General features: G+C 65.7%; 26 protein-coding genes. 14 read left to right on the top strand and 12 right to left on the bottom strand.

Annotation, left to right across the window (positions count from 1 at the left end; translation table 11 throughout):
* Positions 1–31 precede the first annotated feature (31 nt).
* Positions 32–1,270 (bottom strand): threonine ammonia-lyase, encoded by a 1,239-nt coding sequence (locus KYN89_RS10250; RefSeq protein ID WP_222825000.1) that lies wholly within the window; start codon positions 1,268–1,270, stop codon positions 32–34.
* A 143-nt stretch (positions 1,271–1,413) separates the two neighbouring features.
* Here KYN89_RS10250 and KYN89_RS10255 point away from each other — a divergent pair, with 143 nt between their 5' ends.
* From KYN89_RS10255 to KYN89_RS10270, 4 genes are all read left to right on the top strand, one after another.
* A complete protein-coding gene (locus tag KYN89_RS10255; RefSeq protein ID WP_222825001.1) occupies positions 1,414–3,069 on the top strand; it encodes an amidohydrolase in 1,656 nt (551 codons plus the stop codon).
* 195 nt (positions 3,070–3,264) lie between these two features.
* Positions 3,265–3,480 (top strand): hypothetical protein, encoded by a 216-nt coding sequence (locus KYN89_RS10260; protein ID WP_222825002.1) that lies wholly within the window; start codon positions 3,265–3,267, stop codon positions 3,478–3,480.
* A gap of 155 nt (positions 3,481–3,635) precedes the next feature.
* The gene (locus KYN89_RS10265) at positions 3,636–3,851 is read left to right on the top strand and encodes a hypothetical protein (protein ID WP_222825003.1); all 216 of its coding nucleotides are present in this window, start codon (positions 3,636–3,638) and stop codon (positions 3,849–3,851) included.
* Between the two features lie 211 nt (positions 3,852–4,062).
* Positions 4,063–4,317 carry a hypothetical protein gene (locus tag KYN89_RS10270; protein WP_248285174.1) on the top strand — a complete coding sequence of 85 codons (255 nt, stop codon included), beginning with the start codon at positions 4,063–4,065 and terminating at the stop codon, positions 4,315–4,317.
* 87 nt (positions 4,318–4,404) lie between these two features.
* Here KYN89_RS10270 and tatC read toward each other — a convergent pair whose 3' ends face one another.
* The 9 genes from tatC to KYN89_RS10315 all read right to left on the bottom strand — a co-directional run bounded on the left by tatC (position 4,405) and on the right by KYN89_RS10315 (position 12,060).
* Positions 4,405–5,199, bottom strand: coding sequence for a twin-arginine translocase subunit TatC (gene tatC, locus KYN89_RS10275; RefSeq protein ID WP_222825004.1), 795 nt, complete (start codon positions 5,197–5,199; stop codon positions 4,405–4,407).
* Positions 5,200–5,201: 2 nt separating this feature from the next.
* Complete coding sequence (gene tatB, locus KYN89_RS10280; protein WP_222825005.1) at positions 5,202–5,654, bottom strand: Sec-independent protein translocase protein TatB; 453 nt, start codon at positions 5,652–5,654, stop codon at positions 5,202–5,204.
* A 23-nt stretch (positions 5,655–5,677) separates the two neighbouring features.
* Entirely contained in the window at positions 5,678–5,938 is a 261-nt protein-coding gene (gene tatA / locus KYN89_RS10285; RefSeq protein WP_010238925.1) for a twin-arginine translocase TatA/TatE family subunit, read from the bottom strand.
* Between the two features lie 99 nt (positions 5,939–6,037).
* Complete coding sequence (gene scpB / locus KYN89_RS10290; protein WP_222825006.1) at positions 6,038–6,661, bottom strand: SMC-Scp complex subunit ScpB; 624 nt, start codon at positions 6,659–6,661, stop codon at positions 6,038–6,040.
* Entirely contained in the window at positions 6,658–7,431 is a 774-nt protein-coding gene (locus KYN89_RS10295; RefSeq protein ID WP_222825516.1) for a segregation and condensation protein A, read from the bottom strand. Before KYN89_RS10295 ends, scpB begins: the two co-directional genes overlap by 4 nt.
* 56 nt (positions 7,432–7,487) lie before the next feature.
* Positions 7,488–8,510 carry a beta-N-acetylhexosaminidase gene (gene nagZ, locus KYN89_RS10300; RefSeq protein ID WP_222825007.1) on the bottom strand — a complete coding sequence of 341 codons (1,023 nt, stop codon included), beginning with the start codon at positions 8,508–8,510 and terminating at the stop codon, positions 7,488–7,490.
* Between the two features lie 98 nt (positions 8,511–8,608).
* Entirely contained in the window at positions 8,609–9,583 is a 975-nt protein-coding gene (locus KYN89_RS10305; protein ID WP_222825008.1) for an SPOR domain-containing protein, read from the bottom strand.
* A gap of 2 nt (positions 9,584–9,585) precedes the next feature.
* A complete protein-coding gene (gene argS, locus KYN89_RS10310; protein WP_222825009.1) occupies positions 9,586–11,331 on the bottom strand; it encodes an arginine--tRNA ligase in 1,746 nt (581 codons plus the stop codon).
* Between the two features lie 78 nt (positions 11,332–11,409).
* Complete coding sequence (locus KYN89_RS10315) at positions 11,410–12,060, bottom strand: hypothetical protein (protein WP_222825010.1); 651 nt, start codon at positions 12,058–12,060, stop codon at positions 11,410–11,412.
* A 122-nt stretch (positions 12,061–12,182) separates the two neighbouring features.
* Between KYN89_RS10315 and ispH the strand changes: the two genes are divergently transcribed.
* Genes ispH through rnhA form a run of 3 tightly spaced genes read left to right on the top strand, consistent with a single transcriptional unit; the run spans position 12,183 to position 14,591 of the window.
* Positions 12,183–13,154, top strand: a complete 972-nt coding sequence (ispH, locus tag KYN89_RS10320) for a 4-hydroxy-3-methylbut-2-enyl diphosphate reductase (protein WP_222825011.1) — start codon at positions 12,183–12,185, stop codon at positions 13,152–13,154.
* A gap of 19 nt (positions 13,155–13,173) precedes the next feature.
* Entirely contained in the window at positions 13,174–14,145 is a 972-nt protein-coding gene (locus KYN89_RS10325; RefSeq protein WP_222825012.1) for a homoserine kinase, read from the top strand.
* 11 nt (positions 14,146–14,156) lie between these two features.
* Entirely contained in the window at positions 14,157–14,591 is a 435-nt protein-coding gene (rnhA, locus tag KYN89_RS10330) for a ribonuclease HI (RefSeq protein ID WP_010238944.1), read from the top strand.
* A gap of 96 nt (positions 14,592–14,687) precedes the next feature.
* Here rnhA and KYN89_RS10335 read toward each other — a convergent pair whose 3' ends face one another.
* Together KYN89_RS10335 and KYN89_RS10340 are read right to left on the bottom strand one after the other, a co-directional pair.
* Positions 14,688–15,785: an NAD(P)/FAD-dependent oxidoreductase gene (locus KYN89_RS10335; RefSeq protein WP_222825013.1), complete on the bottom strand. Its 1,098-nt coding sequence runs from the start codon at positions 15,783–15,785 to the stop codon at positions 14,688–14,690.
* A gap of 9 nt (positions 15,786–15,794) precedes the next feature.
* On the bottom strand, positions 15,795–16,760 hold the full coding sequence (locus tag KYN89_RS10340; RefSeq protein WP_222825014.1) for an alpha/beta fold hydrolase: 966 nt from the start codon (positions 16,758–16,760) through the stop codon (positions 15,795–15,797).
* 93 nt (positions 16,761–16,853) lie between these two features.
* Between KYN89_RS10340 and KYN89_RS10345 the strand changes: the two genes are divergently transcribed.
* The 7 genes from KYN89_RS10345 to KYN89_RS10375 all read left to right on the top strand — a co-directional run bounded on the left by KYN89_RS10345 (position 16,854) and on the right by KYN89_RS10375 (position 24,195).
* A complete protein-coding gene (locus tag KYN89_RS10345; RefSeq protein WP_222825015.1) occupies positions 16,854–17,348 on the top strand; it encodes an A24 family peptidase in 495 nt (164 codons plus the stop codon).
* 137 nt (positions 17,349–17,485) lie between these two features.
* Positions 17,486–18,547 carry a Flp pilus assembly protein CpaB gene (cpaB, locus tag KYN89_RS10350; protein WP_222825016.1) on the top strand — a complete coding sequence of 354 codons (1,062 nt, stop codon included), beginning with the start codon at positions 17,486–17,488 and terminating at the stop codon, positions 18,545–18,547.
* Positions 18,548–18,567: 20 nt separating this feature from the next.
* The gene (locus tag KYN89_RS10355) at positions 18,568–20,142 is read left to right on the top strand and encodes a type II and III secretion system protein family protein (protein WP_429699543.1); all 1,575 of its coding nucleotides are present in this window, start codon (positions 18,568–18,570) and stop codon (positions 20,140–20,142) included.
* 14 nt (positions 20,143–20,156) lie between these two features.
* Positions 20,157–20,801: a CpaD family pilus assembly protein gene (locus tag KYN89_RS10360; protein WP_222825017.1), complete on the top strand. Its 645-nt coding sequence runs from the start codon at positions 20,157–20,159 to the stop codon at positions 20,799–20,801.
* Between the two features lie 51 nt (positions 20,802–20,852).
* Complete coding sequence (locus KYN89_RS10365) at positions 20,853–22,136, top strand: CpaE/TadZ family protein (RefSeq protein WP_248285175.1); 1,284 nt, start codon at positions 20,853–20,855, stop codon at positions 22,134–22,136.
* 59 nt (positions 22,137–22,195) lie between these two features.
* Positions 22,196–23,167 carry a type II secretion system F family protein gene (locus KYN89_RS10370; RefSeq protein ID WP_222825019.1) on the top strand — a complete coding sequence of 324 codons (972 nt, stop codon included), beginning with the start codon at positions 22,196–22,198 and terminating at the stop codon, positions 23,165–23,167.
* Entirely contained in the window at positions 23,167–24,195 is a 1,029-nt protein-coding gene (locus tag KYN89_RS10375) for a type II secretion system F family protein (RefSeq protein WP_222825020.1), read from the top strand. Before KYN89_RS10370 ends, KYN89_RS10375 begins: the two co-directional genes overlap by 1 nt.
* Positions 24,196–24,234: the final 39 nt, after the last annotated feature.

Raw genomic sequence — 24,234 nt, forward strand, 5'->3', positions numbered from 1 at the left:
ACCTTATTTTGCACATCTGTGGCAAAACGGATCAGGCGAGTTCCACGGAATGAACGTCGTACCCGGTCTGGCGCATGTCGGCGATCAGCGCGTCGACCTGCTCCTTGTTGCGCGCCTCGCACTCGATTTCGGTGATCAGCCCCTTGGCCGGCAGCTTGGTGAACACCCGCTGGTGATAGACCTCGATGATGTTCACGTTGTGCCGTTCGAACAGGGAGACGACCTTGTGCAGCGCGCCCGGCTGATCCTTCAGCGCGATCCGCAGCCGCGCGAGCCGCCCCTGCCGCGCCAGATCGCGCAGCAGCACGGTGGCGAGCAGGCGCGAATCGATATTGCCACCGCACAGCGGCAGACCGATTTTCTTGCCCGCGAACTTCTCCTTGTTCGCCAGCACCGCGGCCAGGCCGGCAGCACCCGCGCCTTCGACCACGGTCTTCTCGATCTGCAGCAACAGCGCGACCGTGTGTTCCAGATCCGGCTCGCCCACCAGCAGGATCTCGTCGACCCGCTCGGCGATGATCGCGCGGGTGAACTGCCCCGGCTCCTTGACCGCAATACCTTCGGCCAGCGTATCGCCACCGGTGGGATTGTCCGCACCCGACAGGACATTGTGCATCGACGGGAACAGCGAAGCCTCGACCCCGACCATGTGGATGTCGGGATTGATCGCCTTGGCGACCGTCGCCATTCCGCTCATCAGCCCGCCCCCGCCGATCGGCACGACCATGCAGTCCAGATCGGGCTGGTCCTCCAGCATTTCGAGCGCGACCGTGCCCGCACCCGCCGCGACGTTGGGATCATCGAACGGGTGCACGAAGGTGAGCCCGCGCTCTTTTTCCAGCTGGCGCGCATAGGCATAGGCTTCATCGAAGCTATCGCCTTCCAGCACCACATCGCCGCCGACCGCTTCGGTCTGCATGACCTTCACCGCAGGGGTGGTCTTGGGCATCACGATGGTGACCGGCACGCCGAGGCGCTTTCCGTGATAGGACAGGCCCTGGCTGTGATTGCCCGCCGAAGCCGCGATCACACCGCGCGCACGCGCTTCTTCCGACATCAGCAGCAGGGCGTTGAGCGCTCCACGCTCCTTGTAGGCCGCGGTGAACTGCAGGTTCTCGAACTTGAGCCAGATCTCCGCGCCGGCAATCTGCGACAGGGTCTGCGATTTCAGCATCGGCGTGCGCACGACGGCATCCCCGATCCTTGCGTGCGCGGCACGCACATCGTCGAGAGTCAGCTGGTCGAGCGCGGAAGCGTTGGGCTTGGTCATGCGTCGACGCCTAGAGGCAGCTTGCCTCCCCTGCAACATAGACGCGCTTGCCTGCCCGATAGGCGTGCACGCCATTGGCAGGCCGCCGGCTTGGCGTTAGTCCAGCGCGTAACTCCTTCGTTACAAAGAAGACCATACCTTCCATGAAGCTTCTGCCCCTGTTCGGCGCAACTCTTGCGCTGCTGTGTTCCACCTCGGCAGCAGCCGACGTGCTGATCGACAACGTAAAAGGCGTCCGGATCGACGAGGATGGCGAGGTCGATCGCTTCACCGGCCTGTGGGTCGATGACGACGGCACGATTCTGGAGGTGCTCGACAAGGGCGACAAGCGGCCCGAGCATCCCAAGTACCTATCGGACATGGACGGACAGATCATCGTGCCGGGCATGATCGATGCGCATCTGCATGTGATGGGAATCGGCTTCGGCGCGCTGACGCTGGACCTTTCGGAGACGAACTCGCTGGAAGAGGCGCTCGCGCTGATCGCACAGTTCGCGCGCGAGAATCCGGGTCGCCCGTGGATCCTCGGGCGCGGCTGGAACCAGGAGAAATGGGGCCTGGGACGCTTCCCCACCGCCGAGGAACTGGACCGCGCGGTGAGCGACCGGCCCGTGTTCCTTGAACGGGTGGACGGCCATGCCGGCTGGGCCAACACGCTCGCGATCGAGACCGCGAAGATCGACGCGGACACCAAGGATCCGGTGGGCGGGCGGATCGAACGCGACGCTGCGGGCGCACCTGCGGGCGTGTTCGTCGATGCCGCGACCGATCTGGTGCAGAAGGTGGTGCCCGAGCCGCGCCCGGTCGACCGCGATGCGGCGCTGCAGGAAGCGCAACAGATCCTGCTCGCCCAAGGGATCACCGCAGTCGCCGACATGGGGACCACCCTGCTCGACTGGCAGACCTATCGCCGTGCGGGCGACAGGGACCAGCTGCGCATCCGGATCATGTCCTACGCCGCCGGGATCGAGGCGATGGAGGTGATCGGCGGGACCGGGCCGACGCCGTGGCTGTACCAGGACCGTCTGCGCCTCAACGGCGTGAAGCTCTACCTCGACGGCGCGCTCGGCTCGCGCGGGGCTTGGCTCAAGCAGCCCTATGCCGATGATCCTCAGAACACCGGTCTGCCGCTGCTGTCCGACACGCAGCTGCGCAATCTGATGAGCCGCGCGGCGATGGAGAATTATCAGATCGCGGTGCACGCGATCGGCGATGCCGCCAATGCCGAAGCGCTCGCCGCGATCGAGGAACTGTCGGAAAGCTATCGCGGCGATCGCCGCTGGCGGATCGAGCATGCGCAGATCGTCGATCCGCTCGATATCGAGCGCTTTGGCGAATACGGTATCATCGCCTCGGTCCAGCCGGTCCACCAGACCTCCGACCGGGTGATGGCCGAGGCCCGGCTGGGGCCGGATCGGCTACTCGGGGCCTATGCGTGGGCGAGCCTGGCCAAAAGCGGTGCGCGGCTTGCGCTGGGATCGGACGCTCCGGTCGAATCTGCCAATCCCTTCGTCGGCATGGCGGTCGCGATGACCCGGATGGACGCGGACGGGCTCCCGCTGGGCGGGTGGATGCCGGACGAGCGCCTCTCCCGGATGGAGGCGTGGCGCGGCTTCACCAGCGACGCCGCCTTTGCAGGTTTCGCCGAAGGCCGGTTCGGGCGACTGGTGAAAGGCGAGCGGGCCGACTTCGTGGTTGTCGATCGCGATATCTCGCGTGCGAGCCCGGAAGCCATCCGCCAGACGCAGGTGATCGAAACCTGGGTCGGCGGCGTGCGCGCCTACCGCCGGGGGCAGTGACGCAACGCATCAGTTCTCGCTGCATGCCCGCCTGTTTCGCCGGTAATCAAAGTTTCATAACTCTTACCTAGGGCGGTCTCCACAAAGTCCACGGGACGCTAGCCCCTGCGTGCAAACCGCGGGGGTTTTGCTTGCCAGAGGTGGTCTACGTCAGGATCGCGGGGCCATCTCGCCCTGCCGGAAGGAGATCGAAGAATGCGCAAGATTGCTCTTTTGACTGCTGCTCTCGGCCTCGCAGCCGCTCCGGTCGGAGCGCTGGCCGGCAGCCGGGATACGGCGCCGGTCGAAAGCGGGAGCGAGCTGGGCGGCACTGGCGGCATTCTGGCCGCCATGGGCATCGCTGTGGTGATCGCCACCGTCATTCTGGTGACCGACGGCAACGACGATCCGGACCTTTCAGTCAGCAACTAAGGACGGGTAAAGAGTGGTCGTTGCCAAATGGCAACATGACACGCCCTGCCCTCTTTTTTTTGAGTTTTCCGGGTTGCAATAGCGCCCAAACCCAATCATTACTCGCCGCGAACCAGTTTCGACAGCTTACTCGATACCCTGAGGAGACTTAAGTTATGAAGATCCGTACCATGGCCGCTGCTGCAGCCGCTCTGTCGCTTGTCGCCGCTCCGGCGGTTGCCGAAATCAGCGCTGATCGTGCCGCTGCTCCGGTTGAAGGCGAAAGCGAACTCGGCGGTGGCGCCATCATCGGCGCACTGGCGATCGCAGCAATCATCGGCGGCATCATCATCGCTGCTGACACCGACGACGATACGCCGGTCAGCAGCTAAGTCTTTCGCGACTTATTGCATAAAGAAAGGGCTCCCGTTTCGGGGGCCCTTTTTGCGTTTATGGACGATATACTTTAGGATCGGGCTCCGCGAACCTGCCGATCTTGCGAATGGGCATCCTGGTTTCCTCTTCCACGCCTTCCTAACAGCGATTGTCAGGTCCGCACTGTTGCAAATCCCACAAATATCTGTACGGTTCGGCGCAAGTCGCTTGGAAAAGAAGAAGAAGGGGAAATATCGTATGAAGATTCGCACGCTCGCTGCGGCCGCCGCCGCACTTACGCTTACCGCCGCTCCCGCAGTCGCCGAAGTCAGCGCCGAACGCGTTGCAGCTCCGATCGCTGAAGAGAGCGAACTCGCCGGCCTGGGTGCCGGTGCCTATGTTCTCGGTGCCATCGGCCTGGGTCTGATCATCTACGGCATCATCGAAATCTCCGACGACGACGACGATCCCGTCAGCGCCTAAGTCGGACATCAGTTCGAATGCTGAAAGGGCTCCCGCTTCGGGGGCCCTTTCTTTTTGTGTCCACGATCCCGGTCGGCGGCCGACAGCCTAGGCGACTTCGGAGGTCTCCGTCTTGTCACCCGACGCACGCTTCTCCCGCTTCTGCAGGATCAGCATGACCAGCAGCGATCCTTCGAACAGCAGGTAGAGCGGAATGGCCAGGATCAGCTGCGAACCCGGGTCCGGCGGGGTGGCGACCGCAGCAAGCGCCAGCACGCCCACGACGACATAGGCCCGCGCCTTGGCCAGCGTGGCGCGCTGGACCAATCCCGCACGCTCGAGCAGCAGCAGCAGCACCGGCAGCAGGAAGCTGATCCCGAAGGCGAGGATGAACTGCATGACCAGGCTGAGGTACTCGCCCGCGCTCGGAAGCGCCTCGATCGGGAGCCCGCCGGCACTGCCCTGGAAGCCCAGGAAGAAGCGGAACGCGGTGGGCATGACGACGAAATAGGCCAGGCTCGCCCCGGCGATGAAGAAGATCGGGGTCGCGATCAGGAAGGGCAGCAACGCCTTCTTCTCCTTCGCGTACAGGCCCGGCGCGACGAAGGCCCACAGCTGGTTCGCGATGTAGGGAAAGCTGACGCAGAACGCGCCGAACAGGCCGACCTTCATCTCGACGAAGAAGACCTCGTACAGCTTGGTGTAGACCAACCTCCCCTGCCCCGGCGGAAATGCCTCGGCCAGCGGGCGGGCCAGAAACGCGAGGATCTGGTCGGCGAAATAGAAGCACACGCCGAATGCGATCGCGAGCACGAAGACCGAGCGCAGCAAGCGCGTGCGCAGCTCGACAAGGTGCTCCATCAGCGGTGCCTGCGTCTCGTCGATGTCGCGCAAAATACCCATTCTCAGGCCTCGCGATTCCGACGGGGTTCGTCCTGGTCGAGCGGCAGGCGCGGCTCGGCGGCGCTATCAGGCTTCTCTGCGGGCGCTGGAGCATTCTCCGTGCCTAGTCGCGCCTCGGCGGATGCCGATATCGTCGGCGTTGCTCCCGGCACGGGATCATCGGCATGCGGATCGTGCGCGCTGTCGGCGGGCGGTGCAGGCGGAAGCTCGGTCATCTCACCGGGATGATCGCGCATGATCTGCGCGTTGCGCTCCTGCCACTTCTTTTCCATTTCCTCGAGCTCGGCCTCGCGCACCATAGCGTCGATCCCGGCGCGAAAATGGGCCGACACCTTGCGGATCTGGCCGATCCACCGACCCGCAGTACGCAGCGCCAGCGGCATGTCCTTCGGCCCGATCACGAGGATCGCGACGACCGCGATGATCAGCAGCTCGGAGGCTCCGATATCGAACATCGGTTGCGGAGCCCTCTATTAAATCAGGAAGCGCGGTCGGTCGGCTCGGCCGTCTTGCTCTCGCTGACGGTTTCCCCGGCGGGCTTGGCGTCGTGGGCAGGGCCTTCGATACGCGCGGCAGGCTTGTCCGACGAAGAGCTGCTGTCTTCGTTCATGCCTTCCTTGAAGCTTTTGATCCCCTTACCGAAATCGCCCATCATCTCGGAAATGCGGCCGCGCCCGAACAGGACGAGCACGACGATCGCGAGAATGAGAATCTGCCAGATACCGACTTGTCCGAACATAACTGCCTCTGTGTGATCTTCGGCCCGCATATAGGCGTTGCGGCGACGGACTTCCACCCGCCAACGACGAGCTGCGCGCGATCGTCGTGCGCGAGGGGCTCAGCGCTCGCCGTCGGAGGTGCCTGCGGTGCTTTCGGCGGCCTCTTCCGCGTCGTCGCCCGCCATCTCCGCCTCGAAGGCCTCCTGCACCGGGTCGAGCATGCCGGTCGCCCGCAATTCGTCGATTCCCGGCAGATCCCTGCGCGATTCGAGCCCGAAATGGCGCAGGAATTCGGGCGTGGTGGCATAGATCAACGGGCGCCCGGGCACCTCGCGCCGTCCCGCAGGCTTCACCCAGCCCGCCTCCATCAGCACGTCGAGCGTACCGCCAGAGGTCTGCACCCCGCGGATCGATTCGATCTCAGCCCGACTCACCGGCTCATGGTAGGCGATGATTGCGAGCACTTCCGTGGCTGCGCGGCTCAGCTTGCGCAGCGATTCGCGTTCGCGGCGCAGCAGGTGCGCGCAGTCGGGTGCGGTCTGGAAATGCCAGCGCTTGCCCCGCTCCACCAGATGGATCCCCCGCGGCGCATAGAAGTCGGCCAGGCGGGCCAAAGCTGCGCGCACTTCGCCCTTGTCCGCATCACCAAGGTGCGTGGAGAGCTGGTCCACGCTCAGCGCTTCTTCCGAAGCAAACAGCGCCGCCTCCAACGAGCGATCGAGCGATTCGGGCTGTCCGCTCATGTCGCTGCCCGGCGCAGCCGCAGCGGGCCGAAGATATCGTCCTGCGCCAGCTGTGCACGGCCCGTGCGCGCGAGTTCGAGCGCGGCGACGAAGCTGCTCGCCAGCGCGGACTTGCGCAGCCGCCGGTCCGCCCCGGGGGGCAGGAAGTCGCGCAGTTCCATCCAGTCCATCGCCACGCCGAGCATGCTGGAAACCCGGTCGAGCGCGCTTTCCAGCGTCATCACCTGCCGATCGCGCACCGTGTGCAGCGCCGGAGCGTTGCGCAGCTTCACCTGCCCGTAGGCGCGCACCAGATCGTAATAGCCGACCTGCCAGCTGACGGTACGATCGGTCCGCAGGCCCTCAGGCTTGCCGCGCAGGAACACGTCACGTCCCAGCCGGTCGCGGCCCATCAGGCGGCCTGCCGCCTCGCGCATCGCACCCAACCGCTGGAGCCGCAGCTGCAGGCGCAGGGCGAGCTCTTCCGGGCTCGGGTCTTCCTGCTCGTCCCTCGGCAGCAGCAGCGCGGATTTGAGGTAGGCGAGCCACGCGGCCATCACCAGATAATCGGCAGCAACCTCCAGCTTGAGGTGTTCCGCGCCTTCCAGAAAATCGAGATACTGGTCGACCAGTGCGAGGATCGAGATTTCGCGCAGGTCGACCTTCTGCTTTCGTGCCAGCTCCAGCAGCAGGTCGAGCGGACCTTCCCACCCGTCGAGCGCGAGGTGAAGCGCGCCCTGCTCGGGCCCGTCGGACGCGGCAATCCCGCGCCAGTCGCCCTCCTCGTCCAGCGCCTCCCCGAAATCGAGTAGCGTGCCGCCCTCGGAATCGGCAGGTGGCGGATCGATCACAGCGTCACGTCCGTCGCTGCGAACAGCGCGTCGCGTATCGCGACCAGCGCGTCGGGATCGGCCGGGCTTTCCGGCACCTCGACGCTGGCAAGCGCGCGGTCCAGCCGCGCTGCGCTTTCGCTGCTGATGGTGCCACAGGCCTCGACGATGCCGGCCATGTCGTCCAGCTTCGCCCAGCAGTTGAGCACCAGATCGCACCCCGCCTGCAGCGCGCGGACCGAACGTTCCGGGATCGTCCCGTCGAGGGCCTGCATATCGATATCGTCGGTGAGCAGCAGACCGTCGAAGCCGATCCGCTGGCGGATGATGTTCTCGACCACCCATGGCGACTGCGTCGCAGGTCGCTGATCGTCCCAGTCCGTGAACACGATATGCGCGGTCATCCCGATCGTGGCGCGGCCTGCCAGATGTTCGAACGGCGCGATATCGATCATGAGGTCGGCATCCTGCGCGTCGACCACCGGCAGGTGCTTGTGGCTGTCGGCCGTCGCGCGGCCGTGGCCGGGCATGTGCTTGAGGCAGCCAACCACGCCCGCCGCGGCCATCCCGTCGAGGATCGCGCGGCCCAGCGCGGCAACCTGCATCGATTCGGCACCCAGCGCACGATCGCCGATCACGTCGTCGGTTTCGGGCCGGGCGACGTCGCAGGGCGCGTGGAAATCGACCGTGATCCCGGAAGCTGCGAGTTCGGTTGCCATCGCCTCGCTGTTGAGCCGCATCGCCTCTATGCCTGAGGCAGGCGCCTTCTCGTAAAGCTCGCCAAAGCGCGCAGGCGCGGGCCATTTGCGCCATTCCGGCGGGCCCAGCCGGGCGACCCGCCCGCCTTCCTGGTCGATCGAGACCAGCAGGCGATCGCGACCGTGGATTTCCCGCAAGCTATCGGTCAGCCGCCGCAGCTGCTCGGGATTCTCGCAGTTGCGCTTGAACAGGATGTAACCTGCCGGGTCGGCCTCAAGGAAAAATGCCCGCTCGTCGGCGGTCAGTTCGGGGCCGGAACAGCCGAAGATTGCTGGCGTCATGACATGGGAAAGGTGGCCGGAAAGCTGCCCCGCTGCAAGAACGGGAGGGTCCATGACGGTGGAAATCCGGGCGAGCGCATGCCCGCCCGGGCGTTCCCCTAGCGCTTGATCTGGCTCGCCACCCCATCGGCCTGCAGCGCATCGCGCAGGCGGCGCGCTGCCGCCATATCGCCGGGCAGCGCCTGCAGGCGATAGACCGTGCCGATATCCGCCTCGCCCTTCACGATCCGGTATTCGACACCGGAAAGCGCATCGGTCTGCCGGCGGAGCGCAGCCCAGCCTGCCCGCGCGGTCGCCTGATCGCGATAGGCACCGACCTGCACCGCGATCCGGTTGTCGGAAGCTGCGGGTTTGCTCGATTCAGCCTCGGGCTCGTCGGCGGGCGAAGGTTCGGCGATCGGTTCGGGCGTGGCGGATTTCTCAGCCAGACGGCCCTCGCGGCTCTCGCCCTCGCCCACTGCCGGGGCCATGTCCCCGGTCCCCTCGAAGGTCTTGCCACCGGGGTTCTCAGGCCGCTCCTTGTAAGGGCCTTTGGGGGCCGCGATCACGCTGCCATCGGCCTGCGGCGCATTATCGCCCGTCCGATCGGTAAAGTACCAGATCCCGCCGACCAGCACGGCGAGCAGCACCAGCCCGAGCACCACGAAGCCGGTGACGCGCCACGCATCGACGCTCTCGATTTCCTCGTAATCGGACGATTCGAGCCACGGCAGCGCATCATCGTCGCTGACCAGGCCGAGATCACTGCCGTCGAAGCCGGGCTCGTCTTCATCAACGGCATCTTCGCTGACATCTTCGACGCCATCATCCGCTGCGGGCTGTTCGCCCTCCGGTTCGCCAGCCTCGCTGACAGTACCGCCTTCGTCCGAACCGCCGGCAAGCTGCATCGCAGGCTGCTCTTCAGGTGCAGCATCTTCGCGCGGCGCTTCATCCGCAACCGCAGCCTCGTCGGCCGGAGCAGATTCGTCACCATTCGCCGCGCCATCGACCGGCGTCGTTTCAGCCTGATTTTGCTCGACCTGGGAACGATCGTCCCCGTCGCGACCCCCCTCGCGATCATCCCGATCGATCATCGTTACATCTCCTCAACGGCCTCCACCCCGAGGAGACCCAGCCCATTGCGGATAACCTGACCTATTTGAGCGACCAAATAAAGCCTTGCCCCGCTAAGCTTGCGGTCCTGTGTCAGGATGACCCTTTTTGAAGGATCATCGTTTCCGGCGTTCCAGAACGCATGGAAGGCGGCCGCAAGGTCGTAGAGGTAGAAGGCGATCCGGTGCGGCTCCCGCGCCTGCGCCGCCGATTCGACCAGCCGCGGATACTGTGCGGCCAGCTTGACCAGCGCGACATCCTCGGCGGTCAGCGCGTCGAGCGCCTCGTCGGACGGGGCCAGCCCTTCCTCCGCCGCCTTGCGCATGGTCGAACAGATGCGCGCGTGGGCATACTGGACGTAGAAGACCGGGTTGTCCTTGCTCGCCTCGACCACCTTGGCAAAGTCGAAATCCATCTGCGCTTCGGGCTTGCGGGTCAGCATGGTGAAGCGCACGACATCCTTGCCGACCTCGTCGACCACGTCCGCCAGCGTGACGAAATTGCCCGAACGCTTGGACATCTTGACCGGCTCGCCATCGCGCATCAGCTGGACCATCTGGACCAGCTTGACATCGAACGGCACCGGCGTGCCCTTCCCTTCGCCCAGCGCGGCGACGGCGGCCTTGATCCGCTTGACCGTGCCCGCGTGGTCCGCGCCCCAGATGTCGATCAGCGCGTCCGCGTTCTCCGCCTTCTCCATGTGGTAGGCGAGGTCGGCGCCGAAATAGGTCCAGCTGCCGTCGGATTTCCTGATCGGGCGATCCTGATCGTCCCCGAAGCGGGTGGAGCGGAACAGCGGCAGTTCCACCGGTTCCCAGTCCTCGGGCGTCTTGCCCTTGGGCTTTTCCAGCTCGCCATCATAGACGAGGCCCTGCTCGCGCAGCCATTTCTCGGCCTCAGCGGGCTTACCAGCGGCCTGCAACTCGGCCTCCGAGGCGAAGACGTCGTGCGCGATGCCCAGCTTGGCGAGGTCGGCGCGGATCAGGTCCATCATCGCCGCGACCGCGCGGGGGCGGAACAGCGCCAGCCATTCGCTCTCTGGCGCGGCCGAATATTTGTCCCCGAATTCCTCGGCCAGCGCCTTGCCGACCGGGATCAGGTATTCGCCGGGATAGAGCCCTTCGGGGATTGCGCCGACATTCTCCCCCAGCGCCTCGCGATAGCGGACGTGTGCCGAGCGCGCGAGCACATCGACCTGACCGCCCGCATCATTGACGTAATATTCGCGGGTGACCGAATGCCCCGTCGCATCGAGCAGGCTGGCGAGCGCGTCGCCCACCACCGCGCCGCGGCAATGGCCCATGTGCATCGGGCCGGTCGGATTGGCGGAAACATATTCGACGTTGATGCGGCTGCCCTTGCCCACGCCCGAGCGGCCATAGCCTTCCGCAAGCGAGCCGATCGCACGAATCTCATCGATCCAGGCGCGACCCGCGATGCGCAGGTTGATGAAGCCCGGCCCGGCGATCTCGGCACTTTCGATGTCGGGATCGCGCTTGAGATGCTCGACGATCTGCTCGGCGAGCGCGCGCGGGTTGGTCTTGGCCGGTTTGGCCAGAACCATTGCAGCGTTGGTCGCAATGTCGCCGTGCGAGGGATCGCGCGGCGGCTCTACCGAAACATTGGCCCGGCTGACCTCGGGAGGCAGCGTGCCTTCGGCTTCGAGCGCGGAAAGCACGGCGTCGATCCGCTCTGCATAGGCGGCGTAAATCGTGGCAATATCTGACATGAGCGCCCGCTTAGCCGGTTTGACGCCGGGGACAAGAGCGCTGCAAGCGGGAGCGGTGCGCTCCCGCCCTGTCAGGCCCTAGCGGGTGGCGTTGTAGGCCAGCTGCTCGTCGGACAGCTGGAAGCCGACCAGCAGTTCGAAACTGGCGGCCTGCACCGCTGCGCGAACTTCGGGATCGGCCAGCGGGTCTAGCGCGGCGTCTTCGTCGCCTGCCTTGCGTTCGCGCGTAATCCGCTCGCGCACATCGGCGGGCAAGGTCGCGTCGGCGCGGTTGATGAAGGCACCCGCCTGCCCCTGCCCGACTGCACGATCCTGTCCGTCGGCAAAGGCGATCCGCACCGTGCCGACCTTCTTGGTCACCACCGAGCTGCCGCCGCGCAGCACGACGGAGAAATAGGGCAGCTCTACGGTACGTGCGCCGCGGGTGTCCTGGCGGGTCGCGTACACATCGAAGGTGGCGTTGGCATAGATCCGCTCGCCCTGCTCGTCGCACGTGGTGCGCAGGTTGGTCATCGTCGCTTCGACGTCCATGTCGCGCGCCAGGCGGCTGGTCGGCGAGCTGAAGGTGGTGATATCGCCGGTGTAGTCCGGGATGCCCACCGCAGGGCACAGGCTGCGAACCGCGGTGACCCCGACGCCCTGGTTGACGACCAGATCGCCGGTTTTGGCGCAGGCAGACAGCGCGAGAACCGCAACAGCGGGGGCGATAAGGCGAACGGCAGCATGCATATTTCGGTCGTATCCCTCACTCGATCGAGCATCGAACGCGTCAAACTCGTCCCGGCACCTAGCGGCGCGCGAGCAGAATGGCTAGATAGCGGCTTATGAACGCCGCATTTCCCGCTGAACAGATGCCCGCCGATCAAACTCCCGCCAAGGGGGGCGACCGGCCCGGCCTCACGATCCTGATCGCCGCGCCGCGCGGCTTTTGCGCCGGGGTCGACCGCGCGATCGAGATCGTCGAGCGTGCGCTCGAAAAATACGGCGCGCCGGTCTACGTCCGCCATGAAATCGTTCACAACCGCTATGTCGTGGAAGGCCTGAAGGCCAAGGGCGCGATTTTCGTCGAGGAACTGGACGAAGTGCCCGACGATGCGCCGGTGGTGTTCAGCGCGCATGGCGTGCCCAAGTCGGTGCCAGAAGAAGCCGAGCGGCGCGAGTTACTTTATGTCGATGCGACCTGCCCGCTGGTCAGCAAGGTTCACCGCCAGGCGGAACGGCTGCTCGAAAAAGACAAGCACATCCTGTTTATCGGCCACGCCGGTCATCCCGAAGTGATCGGCACCATGGGTCAGGTCGCGAAGGGCGAGATGACGCTGGTCGAAACGGTTGAGGACGTCGCAAACCTGCCCTTCACCAGCGAAGACGATCTCGCCTTCCTGACGCAGACCACGCTCTCGGTCGACGATACGGCAGAAATCATCGCGGCGCTGCAGGCACGCTTCCCCTCGATCGCCGCCCCCAAGGCAGAGGACATCTGCTACGCCACGTCCAACCGGCAGGCTGCGGTCAAGGAACTCGCGCCGGGCAGCGATCTGGTGCTGGTGATCGGCGCACCGAATTCTTCCAATTCGCTCAGACTGGTCGAAGTGGCGGAGCGCTGCGGCACCACCGCCAAGCTGATCCAGCGGGCGGACGAGATCGACCCGGTCTGGCTGGAAGGCGTCGGCACCGTTGGCCTGACGGCCGGTGCCTCCGCGCCGGAAACGCTGGTCCGCGAAGTGGTCGACAAGCTTGCCGAATGGCGCACGATCGAAGAACGCCCAGTGCTGGTGACCGAGGAGAAGATGATCTTCAAGCTGCCCCGCCAGCTGGCAGACTGACGCGCGCCTCGCCGCGATAGTGGCCGTCTACACACACCTCACCGCGGGCGAGATCGCCCAGTTTATCGCCCGGTTCGATGTCGGCGCGCTGCGCTCTGCCAAGGGCATTGCCGAGGGCGTGTCCAATTCGAACTGGCTGATCGAGACCGAGCGGGATGGCGCAGCGCACCGATTTATCCTGACCGTATTCGAAGCGCGCACGGATGCGGCGGACCTGCCGTTCTTTCTCTCCCTGCTCGATCACCTGGCAAGCAAGGGTCAGCCGGTGCCGCGCACGATCCACACTCGTGACGATGCCAACATGACGCTGGTGCGCGGCAAGCCCGCCGCACTCATCGAATTCCTGCCCGGCGTCTCGATCGACGACCCGGACGAGGCGCAGGCCCACGCCGTGGGCGTCGCGCTGGCGGACCTGCATCTGGCGACACGCGATTTCACGCAGACGCGGCAGACGTCGCTCGGCATCCCGACCTGCGTCGGGATGGTCCGCGACCATGCGGAGCGGCTGGGAGAGGTCGATCCGGCGCTGCCCGATATCCTGCCCGATTGCGGCGCTTCATTGCTGGAATCATGGCCCGAAGGCCTGCCCGGCGGCACGATCCACGCCGATCTGTTCCCCGACAACGTCCTGTTCGTGGGCGAGCAGGTCACCGGACTGATCGATTTCTACTTCGCCTGCACCGGCCTGCTGGCCTTCGATCTGGCGGTGACTCATGCAGCATGGAGCTTCACCGCAACAGGGAACGACTTTCGTCCCTCGATCGGCCGCGCGCTGCTGGCGGGGTACGAGAGCAGGCGCCCGCTCACCCAGGAAGAGCGGCAGGCACTGCCGATCCTCGCCCAGGGTGCGTGCCTGCGGTTCGTCGCCACGCGGGTGGAAGACTGGTTCGCCACCCCGGCTGACGGGCTGGTTCGCCGCAAAAACCCGATGCAGTTCGCGCAGCGGCTTGCATTCTACCGTGACCGGGGCGAAGCCGCGTTCCAGAGTTAGACGGGTCAATCATGAGCGACGTACAGATTTTCACCGACGGGGCCTGCAAGGGTAATCCCGGCCCGGGCGGCTGGGGCGCGCTGCTGCGCAAGGGAAAGACCGAGAAGGAGCTTTCCGGCGCAGAGCCCGACACGACCAACAACCGGATGGAGATGACCGCCGCGATTCGGGCGCTCTCCGCGCTCAAGCGGGGCTGCACGGTCGATCTGTATACCGACAGCAAGTACCTGATCGACGGGATCACCAAGTGGCTGCCCGGCTGGCAGAAGCGCGGCTGGCGCACCGCCGACAAGAAGCCGGTCAAGAACGAGGATCTGTGGCGCCAGCTGGCGGAGCTGACCGCAACGCACTCCGTCACCTGGCACTGGGTCAGGGGCCACTCCGGCCATGCGGAGAACGAGCGGGTCGACAGGCTCGCCAGCGACGCTGCGGAAAGCCTGCGCTAGAGCCCCAGCATAAACCGGCCTCAGGAGTTGTCGATCACCTCGGCACTCGGGCTGTTTTGTTTTTGATCGAAGCGAACGCGTTGTGCGCGCTCGTCCCTACCCGAAGCGCGCGGGCGAGAAGCTCTGTTCGTCCAGCGCCTGCGTCATCGCATCGCGCGGCCTCTCGAGGAACAGCTGGCTGGCGAGCCGCGCGGCGGCGGGTGCGGTCTGGATGCCGAAGCCGCCCTGCCCTGCAAACCAGAAGAAGCCGGGCAGCCGCGGGTCCCAGCCATAGACCGGCTTGCGATCGGGCGCGAAGCTGCGCAGCCCGGCCCAGGTCCGCTCGACCCTGCGGATTTCTCCGTCGACCACTCCGCCAAACCGGTCAATCGCCTGCGCCACCGCCAGCTCCTCCGGCGCAGCATCGACGGGCGGCACCGGGGTTTCGTCATGCGGGCTGAGCCACAGGCTGCCACCGCCTTCCGGCTTGAAATAGAACCGCCCGGATATGTCGAGCGTCAGCGGGCCGTCCCTGGGCAATGGCGGCTCGACGGAGAGCTGCAACATCGTGCGCTGAAGCGGCTGGATGCCCAGCGCGCGCGCACCCGCCATCTCGGCGAGCGTATCGGCCCACGCGCCTGCCGCGTTGGCGATTGCCGCCGCGCGCCATTCGCGTCCGTCGGCGCAGCGGATCAGCCAGCCCTCGCCGCTCTGTTCCAGCGATTGCACCTGCGCGCGAACCTCCAGCTGTGCACCGGCTTTCTTCGCGGCCTTCAGGTAATGCTGATGCAGCGCCGCTACGTCGATATCGGCGCAGTGCGGCTGCCAGATCGCCTCGCACCAGTCGGACAACAAAGTGGGCACGTAATCGCGGGCCGCACCCGTCGCCAGCCGATCGAACCGCGCGCCGCTATCTGCAAAGCGCGCGGCAAACGCGTCCAGCTTCCCCGCATCTTCGGCCCGCCCGATATACAGTGCGCCGCGCGGACTGAGGAAGCCGCCCTCGCGCAAAAAAGCTTCCGACGCACGGCTGAGCGGTACCAACTCAGGCCCGCCGTAGCATTCCTCCCAGAACGCCGCCGAACGCCCGGTCGTGTGGTAACCGGGCGCATCTTCGCCCTCCAGCAGCAGGACGCGGGCATGCGGCGCGATTTCCGCGGCAAGGCTCGCCCCGGCTATCCCCGCGCCGATAATCGCAAGATCATATTCGGCCATGGACGCTATCTAGGATTGGTGCGGCGCTTTGCGATCGAGAAAGTCGGCGATGCCATCCATTGCGCGCCCGCGTATCTCATCCACCTCACGGAAAATCTCGTGATGGGCCTCGTCGCCGAATTGCAGCAGTTCGGCAAAGGGCAGCCGCGCCGCCGCGCGCGCAATTGCGTCCCACGCCACCAGCTGGTCGTTGGTGGTGCCGAACAGGAACACCGGCGTATCGACCCGTTCCAGCGCCCCCTTCGCCTCGATCACCCGCATCGAAGCGATCGCGGCGGCCACCCAGCCCCAGCTTGCCGGGCCCATCGCGACATCGGGCCGCGCATTGCGCCACCACAACTCGTCCGCATAGCGATCCGGATCATGCGTCAGCAGCGCGCCGCGATCTTCGGGCAGTGCGCCGGGCTTCTCGCTTGTCTTCCATGCCGGTTGGCGCGGACCGCGCAGCCGCGCCATGCCCTTCGAGACCGCACTCAGCAGCCACAGCGGCCCCGGCGTGCCGACCAGGCCGAGCATCGGGGCGGAGAGTACCGCAGCATCGGGCGTTGCGCGCCCTTCGACCAGTGCGCGCAGCACCAGATGCCCACCCATCGAATGGCCGATCAGAACGTGCGGGCCAGGCGTTTCCGCAACCCACTTGTCCCACAGCACCGCCAGATCGGCGGTCCAGATGCCGAAATCGTCGATATGGCCAGTCAATCCGTCCTTGCCGAGACGGCCCGAGATGCCCTGCCCGCGCCAGTCGCTGGCGGTGACGTGCCAGCCTTCGCGCGCCCACTCGTCCAGCGTTTCGAGGTATTTCTCGTAGTGATCGCCGCGTCCGGGCATGAACAGGATCGATCCCCGCGCGTTTTCCGCCGCAACCGGCCAGTCGATCCGGCGGATGCTTGCGCCATCGGCGGTTTCCCAGTGGCTCTCGCGCGCGGTGTCGGGGATGGCGCGGCGATCGAAGGATGTGCTCGGTTCTGGCGACATTGGTCTGAATGATCCGGAGGTTCGTGGTTACTTTTTGGTAAGCGCGGACGGGTAGCAGGTTTGTCCACCACTAGGGAGGCCTGCGGCCCGTCCATGCTGAGCGACTATCTGCACTATGCACTGCTGATTGCACTGGCAATCGCGCTGGTCACGGCCGCGATCACCGATCTCAGATCGCGCAGGATCGCCAACTGGCTGACCGGCGGAGTTGCGCTGGGCGCGCCGCTGTTCTGGTGGGCCAGCGGCCTGTCGCTGTGGCCCGGCGTGGCGCTGCAATTTGCGGTCGCGCTGGCGGCCTTCGCGATCCTCGCCGTGCTGTTTGCGCTGCGCGCGATGGGCGGCGGCGATGTGAAGTTGCTGACCGCGCTCGCGCTGTGGATCGCCCCGCTCCCCTTCCTCCAGCTGGTGTTCCTGATGGCGATCCTGGGCGGCGTACTGACGCTGGTGTTCGGCGCGTGGCACATCATGCGCCGCCGCAAGGAGCGGCTGGCGATCCCCTATGGCGTGGCGATCTCCGCTGCCGGGCTATGGATCCTGAGCGTCCACTACTTCCCCGCTGCCGGTGCAGCGATCGGCCTAACCGCCTGAAGATGCAGGCCCTGCTCGCAATGCCGCAGCAAAGCGCGAGAAGTTCAATGAACTCCATTTTAACCAGTTGTCGCATAATCAACCGAGCCATCCCGCCCTTTGGCGTGGACATGTTCGATCTGGGGGACTTTTAAGTCATGGATAGGAAGAAGCTGGTTCTGCTGCTGGCGGCACTGGTCATCGCAGCGGGCACAGCGTTCATCGCGCGCAGCATGTTTGCCGGCGCGTCCGCCCCGGAAGTTGCCGCGGCAACCGGCCCGGTGGAGCCCACCGGCCCGCGCGTGCTGGTCGCCCAGCGCAGCCTGCCGGTCGGCACGATCATCACCCAGGATGCGATCAGCTATCAGGCCTGGCCTCAGGAACTGGTTCGCGACGCCTATTTCATCGACGGAGAGTCCGACGTGTCCAAACTGCTGGGCACCGTCGTACGCTACCAGATCACCGCCGGCGAACCGGTCACCCAGGGCGCGCTGGTCGCGCCGGGCGATCGCGGCTTCCTCGCCGCAGCGCTTGGCCCCGGCATGCGCGCAATCACCGTGCCGGTAAACGCCCAGACCAGCGTCGCAGGCTTCGTCTTCCCCGGCGACCGGGTCGACCTGATGATGACCCACGAGACCGACGGCGTGAAAGCCACCGAGACGATCCTGCGCAATCTGCGGGTACTCGCGACCGACCAGTCGACCTCGCAGAACACCGTCGACGGCCAGACCGTCGTCAATGGTTTCAGCACCGTCACTCTGGAGGTGACGCCCAAGATCGCCGAGAAGATCGCGGTCGCGCAGACGGTCGGCACGCTCAGCCTCTCGCTGCGCTCGATCGCCGACAACAGCACCGATCTGGAGCGTGCGCTGGCTTCGGGTGATATCGCCATCCCCGACAACGCCACGCCCGAGGAAGAAGCGCGCCTGCTCGCCCGTGCACGCAACATGCCGAGCGATACCGGCGCCTCTTTCGTCACCGGCGCCGACGTCTCGCGTTTCGAGCGGCGCGTGCCGCAACCGCAGAACAACGGCGGATCTGCCCCGCAGGTCGCTGCAGGACCGGTTGCCGTGTCCAATGGCGCTCCCGCCGGACCGCCCGCTTTCAGCGGACCCGTCGTGCGCGTGATGCGCGGCCAGGAAAGCACCGCCGTCACCGCCGGCAAGACCGGCACGGTCAAGACGGATACCGCGCAGACCAGCCAGCTCAGGCGGGACTGATCATGGAAAAGGCAAGCATAATGAACGCCACCACAAGCACTGCATCGCGCCCCGCAGGCAAGCGGACGCGGCCCCGGCTGCGGCCCATGCTGCTCGGTGCCGCACTATGCGCCGCACCGCTTTCGATCGTCCCGACGATGGCCGATGCGCAATCGGTCGTCCGCCCGACGCAGGACATCGTCCTGTCGATCGGCAAAGGCGAGCTGATCAACGTGCCCGGATCGATGGCGGACGTGTTCATCGCCAATGATTCGATTGCGGACATTCAGGTGAAGTCGCAGCGCCAGCTCTACCTTTTCGGCAAGTCGGGCGGTGAGACCACCGTCTATGCCAGCAATGCCGCGGGCGACGTGATCTGGGCCGCCAATGTGCGGGTCGGCTCCAATATCGGCAGCCTCGACCAGATGCTCGCGCTCGCAATGCCGCAGGCGAAGATCTCCGTCGCCACGATGGGCAGCAACACCGTGCTGCTGACCGGCACGGTCGCCAACCCGGAAGACGCCGCCGAGGCGGAACGTCTGGTTTCCGCCTTCCTGGGCGATGAAGCCAATGTTATCGCGCGGCTAACCACGGCGACGCCGTTGCAGGTCAACCTTCAGGTCCGCTTCGCAGAGGTCAGCCGTTCGCTGGTCCGCGCGATCGGCGCCAACCTGCTTAGCTCGGATGCCACCAACGGCTTCCAGTTCGGCGTCACCCGCGGGCGCAACTTCGCGCCGCAATACACGCCCGGCGGCCCCGTCGGAGTCGGTGTGACCGGCGGTAGCGACGGCACGACCGTCATCACCGGCAACGGCACCGGAGCCACCATCGCGGGGCTCGGCAGCCTGTTCGGCATGGACCTTGCTGCAGCGCTCGATCTTGCCGAGACGAACGGCCTCGTCAGCACGCTCTCGCAACCCAACCTGACCGCGCTGTCTGGTGAAACCGCAGACTTCCTCGCGGGCGGCGAGTTCCCGATTCCGATCAGCCAGGGGCTCGGCGCGACCTCGGTCGAATATCGCAACTACGGCGTCAAGCTGACCTACACGCCCACGGTGCTGGCCAATGGCCGCATCTCGATCCGCGTGTCGCCTGAAGTCAGCGAGCTGTCGTCACAAGGCGCGGTCTCGCTCGACGGGGTGCAGATCCCCGCGCTGATCACCCGCCGCGCATCGACCACGGTCGAGCTTGGTTCGGGCCAGAGTTTCATGATCGCCGGGCTGATGACCAACAATTCCCAGAGCACGATCGACAAGGCGCCGGGCCTCGGCGACGTGCCGATCCTGGGCAACCTGTTCCGCTCCAACAGCTTCCGCAAGGGCGAGACCGAGCTGGTCATCGTCATCACTCCCTATCTGGTCAAGCCGGTCGACGGCAACGACATCCGCCTGCCGACCGACGGCTACAACAGCCCCGACACACTCAGCCAGCTGGGCTTCAAGGAAACCGTCCCGCAAGGCGGCGTACCCGGGCGCCCCGGCCCCACCACCAGCGACCGCCAGTCGCGCGGGCCGCAGATCTCGCAAGGGCAGCAGCCCCGCGAACAGCGCGCCGAACAGCCGCGCAAGCGGCAGCGCAGCGCATCTGCCGCGCCGGGCTTCAGCCTGAACGATTGAGAGGACCAGCGACCATGAAACGCAACGCCCGTCTTGCCGCCGCCATGCTCACCTCGGCCCTCGTGCTGGGCCTAGGCGGATGCAGCGCACCCGATTTCAACCGCAGCCTCTACAGCCTCAACCAGCCGGTGGTGGAGCGGACGCACTACACGCTCGACGTGGCCGCCGGCCCGGGCGGGCTGCCGATCCCCGAACAGCGCCGCCTGGCGGGCTGGTTCGAGGCGCTCGATCTGGATTACGGCGATCGCGTCGCGGTCGAGGCGGACACCGCCAGCCCGGCCACGATCGCGGCGGTCGCGGGAATCGTCGAACGCTACGGCCTGCTGTTGAGCGAGCAGGCTCCGGTGACCGAGGGCTTCGTCGAGCCCGGACGCACCCGGGTGGTCGTCACCCGTTCGGTCGCCACCGTGCCGACCTGCCCCAACTGGAGCGACGACGGCGATGGCAATTTCGCCAATGCGACAAGCCGCAATTACGGCTGCGCCACCAACAGCAACTACGCCGCGATGGTCGCCAATCCGGAAGACCTCGTGCGGGGACAGTCCAGCAGGGGCGGCTCCAGCGTCAACGGCTCTACCCGCGCGATCGAGGCCTATCGCAGCGGCGGTTCGCCGTCCGCGAGCAGCGCGCCCGCCACGGGTTCGGGCAGCCCGGACTGAGCCACAGCGATTGAACGAGGACACACGATGAACGCTCCGTGGAATTCAGGCATGTCAGGCAATCGCGATCCCTTCGCCGCCTTCCTGTGCGATGACACCGCAATCGATACGCTGCGGCCGGTCGTCGCCGAACTGGGCTGGGCGCCGGAAAAATGCGCCAAGGGCGGCCTGCGCAATGCGATCCAGTCGCTCGCGGTCTCGGCCAGTCCCAATATTCTGGTGGTCGATCTTTCCGAATGCAGCGACCCGCTGACCGATATCAACGCGCTCGCCGAAGTATGCGAGCCCGGCACCGTTGTCATCGCGGTCGGCCAGGTCAACGATGTGCGTCTCTATCGCGATCTGCTCGCCAGCGGAATTCACGACTATCTGCTCAAGCCGCTCGCCTCGGGCCAGGTTCGTGATGCGCTCAACGAAGCGCAGGCGGTCTTTTCCGCACCCAAGGCGGTCGATCCGCAGGCCGCGCGCCGCCATATCTCGACCGCAGTCGTGGGCACACGCGGCGGCGCAGGCGCCTCCACCATCGCGACCTCGCTCGCGTGGCTGTTCAGCGACGAGCAGAAACTGCCGACCGCAATGCTCGATCTCGACGTCCATTTCGGGACCGGCGCGCTCACGCTCGATCTCGAGCCGGGCCGCGGGCTGACCGATGCGATCGACAATCCGGGGCGCATCGACGGCCTGTTCATCGAACGCGCGATGATCCGCGCCAACGACAATCTGTCCGTGCTCTCTGCCGAGGCGCCGATCAACTCCCCCCTGATGACCGACGGGGCGGGTTTCGTGCAGCTGGAAGAGGAATTCCGGCAGGCGTTCGAAATGACCGTGATCGATCTGCCGCGCAACATGCTGATCAACTTCCCCCAACTGCTGGCGGATGTGAACGTGGTGGCACTGGTGTGCGAATTCACGCTGGCATCGGCGCGCGACACGATCCGCATTCTCAGCTGGCTGAAGACGCATGCCCCGCATGCCCAGCCGCTGATCCTCGCCAACAAGGTGCAGAACGGGCTCAGCGAAATCACCCGCGGAGATTACGAAGCGTCGGTCGAGCGCAAGGTCGATTTCGTCATTCCCTACGACCCCAAGGCGGCGATCACTGCCGCCAAGCTGGGCCAGGCTCTTGTGGAAGCGAACAAGTCGAGCAAGGTCACCGCACAGCTGCGTACCGTCGCGGACCGCATCCTCACCGCAAGCGACGAAGACATCGAGCCCGGCGCACCGACCGACAAGAAATCGCTGCTCGGCTCGATCGACCTCAAGAACCTGCTGTCCACTTCGAAGGGCAAGCCCAAGGCGAAATCGAAGAAGGGAGCCGCGAAGGTCGACGCATAAGGGCACGCGCGCCCGCAAGGGTCGCGTAACTCCCCGCGCGCGTACGAACGCAAGCCATCATGGACGTCATCCAGCTCTTCATTCTGTCGCTGGGCTTCCTGGCCGCGCTCGGCCTGGTGGCCTCCGCACTGGCCGGTCCGTCGACCCGCAAGCAGTTGCAGCGTCGGCTAAGCGGGGTGCGCACGCGCCACACCGACGACGCGAACGCGCGCGTCGAAAGCCAGATGAAGAAGGCGCTGGCCGCGCGTAAGCCGAAGATCCAGAAGGCCGCCGGCAACGGCTCACGCTCGCAGGCGCTCGCTCTGCGTCTGCAGGCGACCGGCATGGGCTGGACCGTCAAGCAATATGTCTATGCCACCATCGGCCTGACGGTGATGGTCGGCCTGATCATCTATCTGCAGACCGGCGTGCCGCTGCTTTCTGCCATTGCCGGTCTGCTGATCGGCGCGGGCGTGCCGCACCTGGCGGTCGGTTTCTTCATGAAGCGGCGCACCGCGCAGTTCAACGCGCGCTTCCCCGATGCGATCGACCTGCTGGTTCGCGGCCTGCGATCTGGCCTGCCGGTAACGGAGACGCTGGCGGTGGTCGCACAGGAAATCCCCGGTCCGGTCGGGATCGAGTTCAAGGGCATTATCGAGCGGATCAAGATCGGCCGTTCGATGGAAGAAGCGATGCAGGAAAGCGCCGACCGGCTGGGTATCGCCGAATTCAACTTCTTCGTCATCTCCCTTGCGATCCAGCGGGAGACCGGCGGCAACCTTGCCGAAACGCTCTCCAACCTCTCCGACGTGCTGCGCAAGCGCGCGCAGATGAAGCTGAAAATCAAGGCGATGAGCTCTGAATCCAAGGCATCGGCCTATATCGTCGGCTCGCTGCCGTTTATCGTCTTCGCGATGATCTGGTGGGTCAATCCCACCTATCTCGGCGCGTTCTTCATCGATGAGCGGCTGATGATTGCCGGTATCGGCGGACTGATCTGGATGAGCCTGGGCGTGTTCATCATGGCCAAGATGGTGAGCTTCGAGATCTGATGAACGGCGCAATTTCCCTTTCTGCCGGCTTCCTGTTCGGCGCGCCCGCCAACCCCACCCTGATGGGCGTGGACGTGATCGCTGTGGCCACGGTGCTGGCCGGGATTGCGGCGCTGGCGGTTATGCTGGCGATCTACGCCGCGGTGACCGTACGCGACCCGATGGCCAAGCGGATCAAAGCCCTCAACGAGCGGCGCGACGAGCTCAAGGCCGGGATCGTGCGCGAGAGCGCGCGCAAGCGCAAAAGCCTGGTCCGCCGGACCCAGAAGACCGACAAGGTCAAGGACACGCTGGCCAACTTCAAGGTCCTGCAGCAGAGCCAGCTGGAAGTCGTCCAGCAGAAGCTCGCCCATGCAGGGATCCGCAACAAGGAATATGCGGTCTACGTGATCGGCGCGCGTGCGGTGCTGCCGATCGTGCTGGGCCTCGTCGCGTTCTACCTTTTCTACCTGTCCGACATGTTCGCCGACTGGGGCAGCTTCAAGCGCCTCGGTGCGCTCTCGATCGCGGTCTTCATCGGCTACAAGGGGCCTGAACTCTACATCGCGAACAAGGCCAAGAAGCGCACCGATGCGATCCGTAAGGGCCTGCCCGACGCGCTCGACCTGCTGGTGATCTGCGCCGAAGCCGGCCTGACCATCGATTCCGCCTTCACCCGCGTGGCGAAGGAACTGGGCCGCGCCTATCCCGAGCTGGGCGACGAATTCCTGCTCACCTCGATCGAGCTTTCCTTCCTCAACAACCGCAAGATGGCGTTCGACAATCTCGCCTACCGGGTCGATCTGGAAGCGGTGCAGGGCGTGGTCACCACCATGATCCAGACAGAGCGCTACGGCACCCCGCTGGCATCGGCGCTGCGCGTCCTCTCGGCCGAATTCCGCAACGAGCGGATGATGCGCGCCGAAGAGAAGGCCGCGCGCCTGCCCGCCATCATGACCGTGCCGCTGATCCTGTTCATCCTGCCGACACTGTTCATCGTCATCCTCGGCCCGGCAGGCTGCTCGATCGCCGACGCGTTTTCGAACTAACCTCCGGTTCGCTAACGCGAACCTCCGGCAGTCATCCGC

Origin of the sequence: Alteriqipengyuania abyssalis (assembly GCF_019857185.1) — a bacterium.
Taxonomy (GTDB): Bacteria; Pseudomonadota; Alphaproteobacteria; order Sphingomonadales; family Sphingomonadaceae; genus Alteriqipengyuania; species Alteriqipengyuania abyssalis.

Coding starts and splice junctions, on each gene's coding strand:
- KYN89_RS10250 (WP_222825000.1), bottom strand. CDS start 1,270: ATGACCAAGCCCAACGCTTCCGCGCTCGACCAGCTGACTCTCGACGAT.
- KYN89_RS10255 (WP_222825001.1), top strand. CDS start 1,414: ATGAAGCTTCTGCCCCTGTTCGGCGCAACTCTTGCGCTGCTGTGTTCC.
- KYN89_RS10260 (WP_222825002.1), top strand. CDS start 3,265: ATGCGCAAGATTGCTCTTTTGACTGCTGCTCTCGGCCTCGCAGCCGCT.
- KYN89_RS10265 (WP_222825003.1), top strand. CDS start 3,636: ATGAAGATCCGTACCATGGCCGCTGCTGCAGCCGCTCTGTCGCTTGTC.
- tatC (WP_222825004.1), bottom strand. CDS start 5,199: ATGGGTATTTTGCGCGACATCGACGAGACGCAGGCACCGCTGATGGAG.
- tatB (WP_222825005.1), bottom strand. CDS start 5,654: ATGTTCGATATCGGAGCCTCCGAGCTGCTGATCATCGCGGTCGTCGCG.
- tatA (WP_010238925.1), bottom strand. CDS start 5,938: ATGTTCGGACAAGTCGGTATCTGGCAGATTCTCATTCTCGCGATCGTC.
- scpB (WP_222825006.1), bottom strand. CDS start 6,661: ATGAGCGGACAGCCCGAATCGCTCGATCGCTCGTTGGAGGCGGCGCTG.
- nagZ (WP_222825007.1), bottom strand. CDS start 8,510: ATGACGCCAGCAATCTTCGGCTGTTCCGGCCCCGAACTGACCGCCGAC.
- KYN89_RS10305 (WP_222825008.1), bottom strand. CDS start 9,583: ATGATCGATCGGGATGATCGCGAGGGGGGTCGCGACGGGGACGATCGT.
- argS (WP_222825009.1), bottom strand. CDS start 11,331: ATGTCAGATATTGCCACGATTTACGCCGCCTATGCAGAGCGGATCGAC.
- KYN89_RS10315 (WP_222825010.1), bottom strand. CDS start 12,060: ATGCATGCTGCCGTTCGCCTTATCGCCCCCGCTGTTGCGGTTCTCGCG.
- ispH (WP_222825011.1), top strand. CDS start 12,183: ATGCCCGCCGATCAAACTCCCGCCAAGGGGGGCGACCGGCCCGGCCTC.
- rnhA (WP_010238944.1), top strand. CDS start 14,157: ATGAGCGACGTACAGATTTTCACCGACGGGGCCTGCAAGGGTAATCCC.
- KYN89_RS10335 (WP_222825013.1), bottom strand. CDS start 15,785: ATGGCCGAATATGATCTTGCGATTATCGGCGCGGGGATAGCCGGGGCG.
- KYN89_RS10340 (WP_222825014.1), bottom strand. CDS start 16,760: ATGTCGCCAGAACCGAGCACATCCTTCGATCGCCGCGCCATCCCCGAC.
- KYN89_RS10345 (WP_222825015.1), top strand. CDS start 16,854: ATGCTGAGCGACTATCTGCACTATGCACTGCTGATTGCACTGGCAATC.
- cpaB (WP_222825016.1), top strand. CDS start 17,486: ATGGATAGGAAGAAGCTGGTTCTGCTGCTGGCGGCACTGGTCATCGCA.
- KYN89_RS10355 (WP_429699543.1), top strand. CDS start 18,568: ATGAACGCCACCACAAGCACTGCATCGCGCCCCGCAGGCAAGCGGACG.
- KYN89_RS10360 (WP_222825017.1), top strand. CDS start 20,157: ATGAAACGCAACGCCCGTCTTGCCGCCGCCATGCTCACCTCGGCCCTC.
- KYN89_RS10365 (WP_248285175.1), top strand. CDS start 20,853: ATGTCAGGCAATCGCGATCCCTTCGCCGCCTTCCTGTGCGATGACACC.
- KYN89_RS10370 (WP_222825019.1), top strand. CDS start 22,196: ATGGACGTCATCCAGCTCTTCATTCTGTCGCTGGGCTTCCTGGCCGCG.
- KYN89_RS10375 (WP_222825020.1), top strand. CDS start 23,167: ATGAACGGCGCAATTTCCCTTTCTGCCGGCTTCCTGTTCGGCGCGCCC.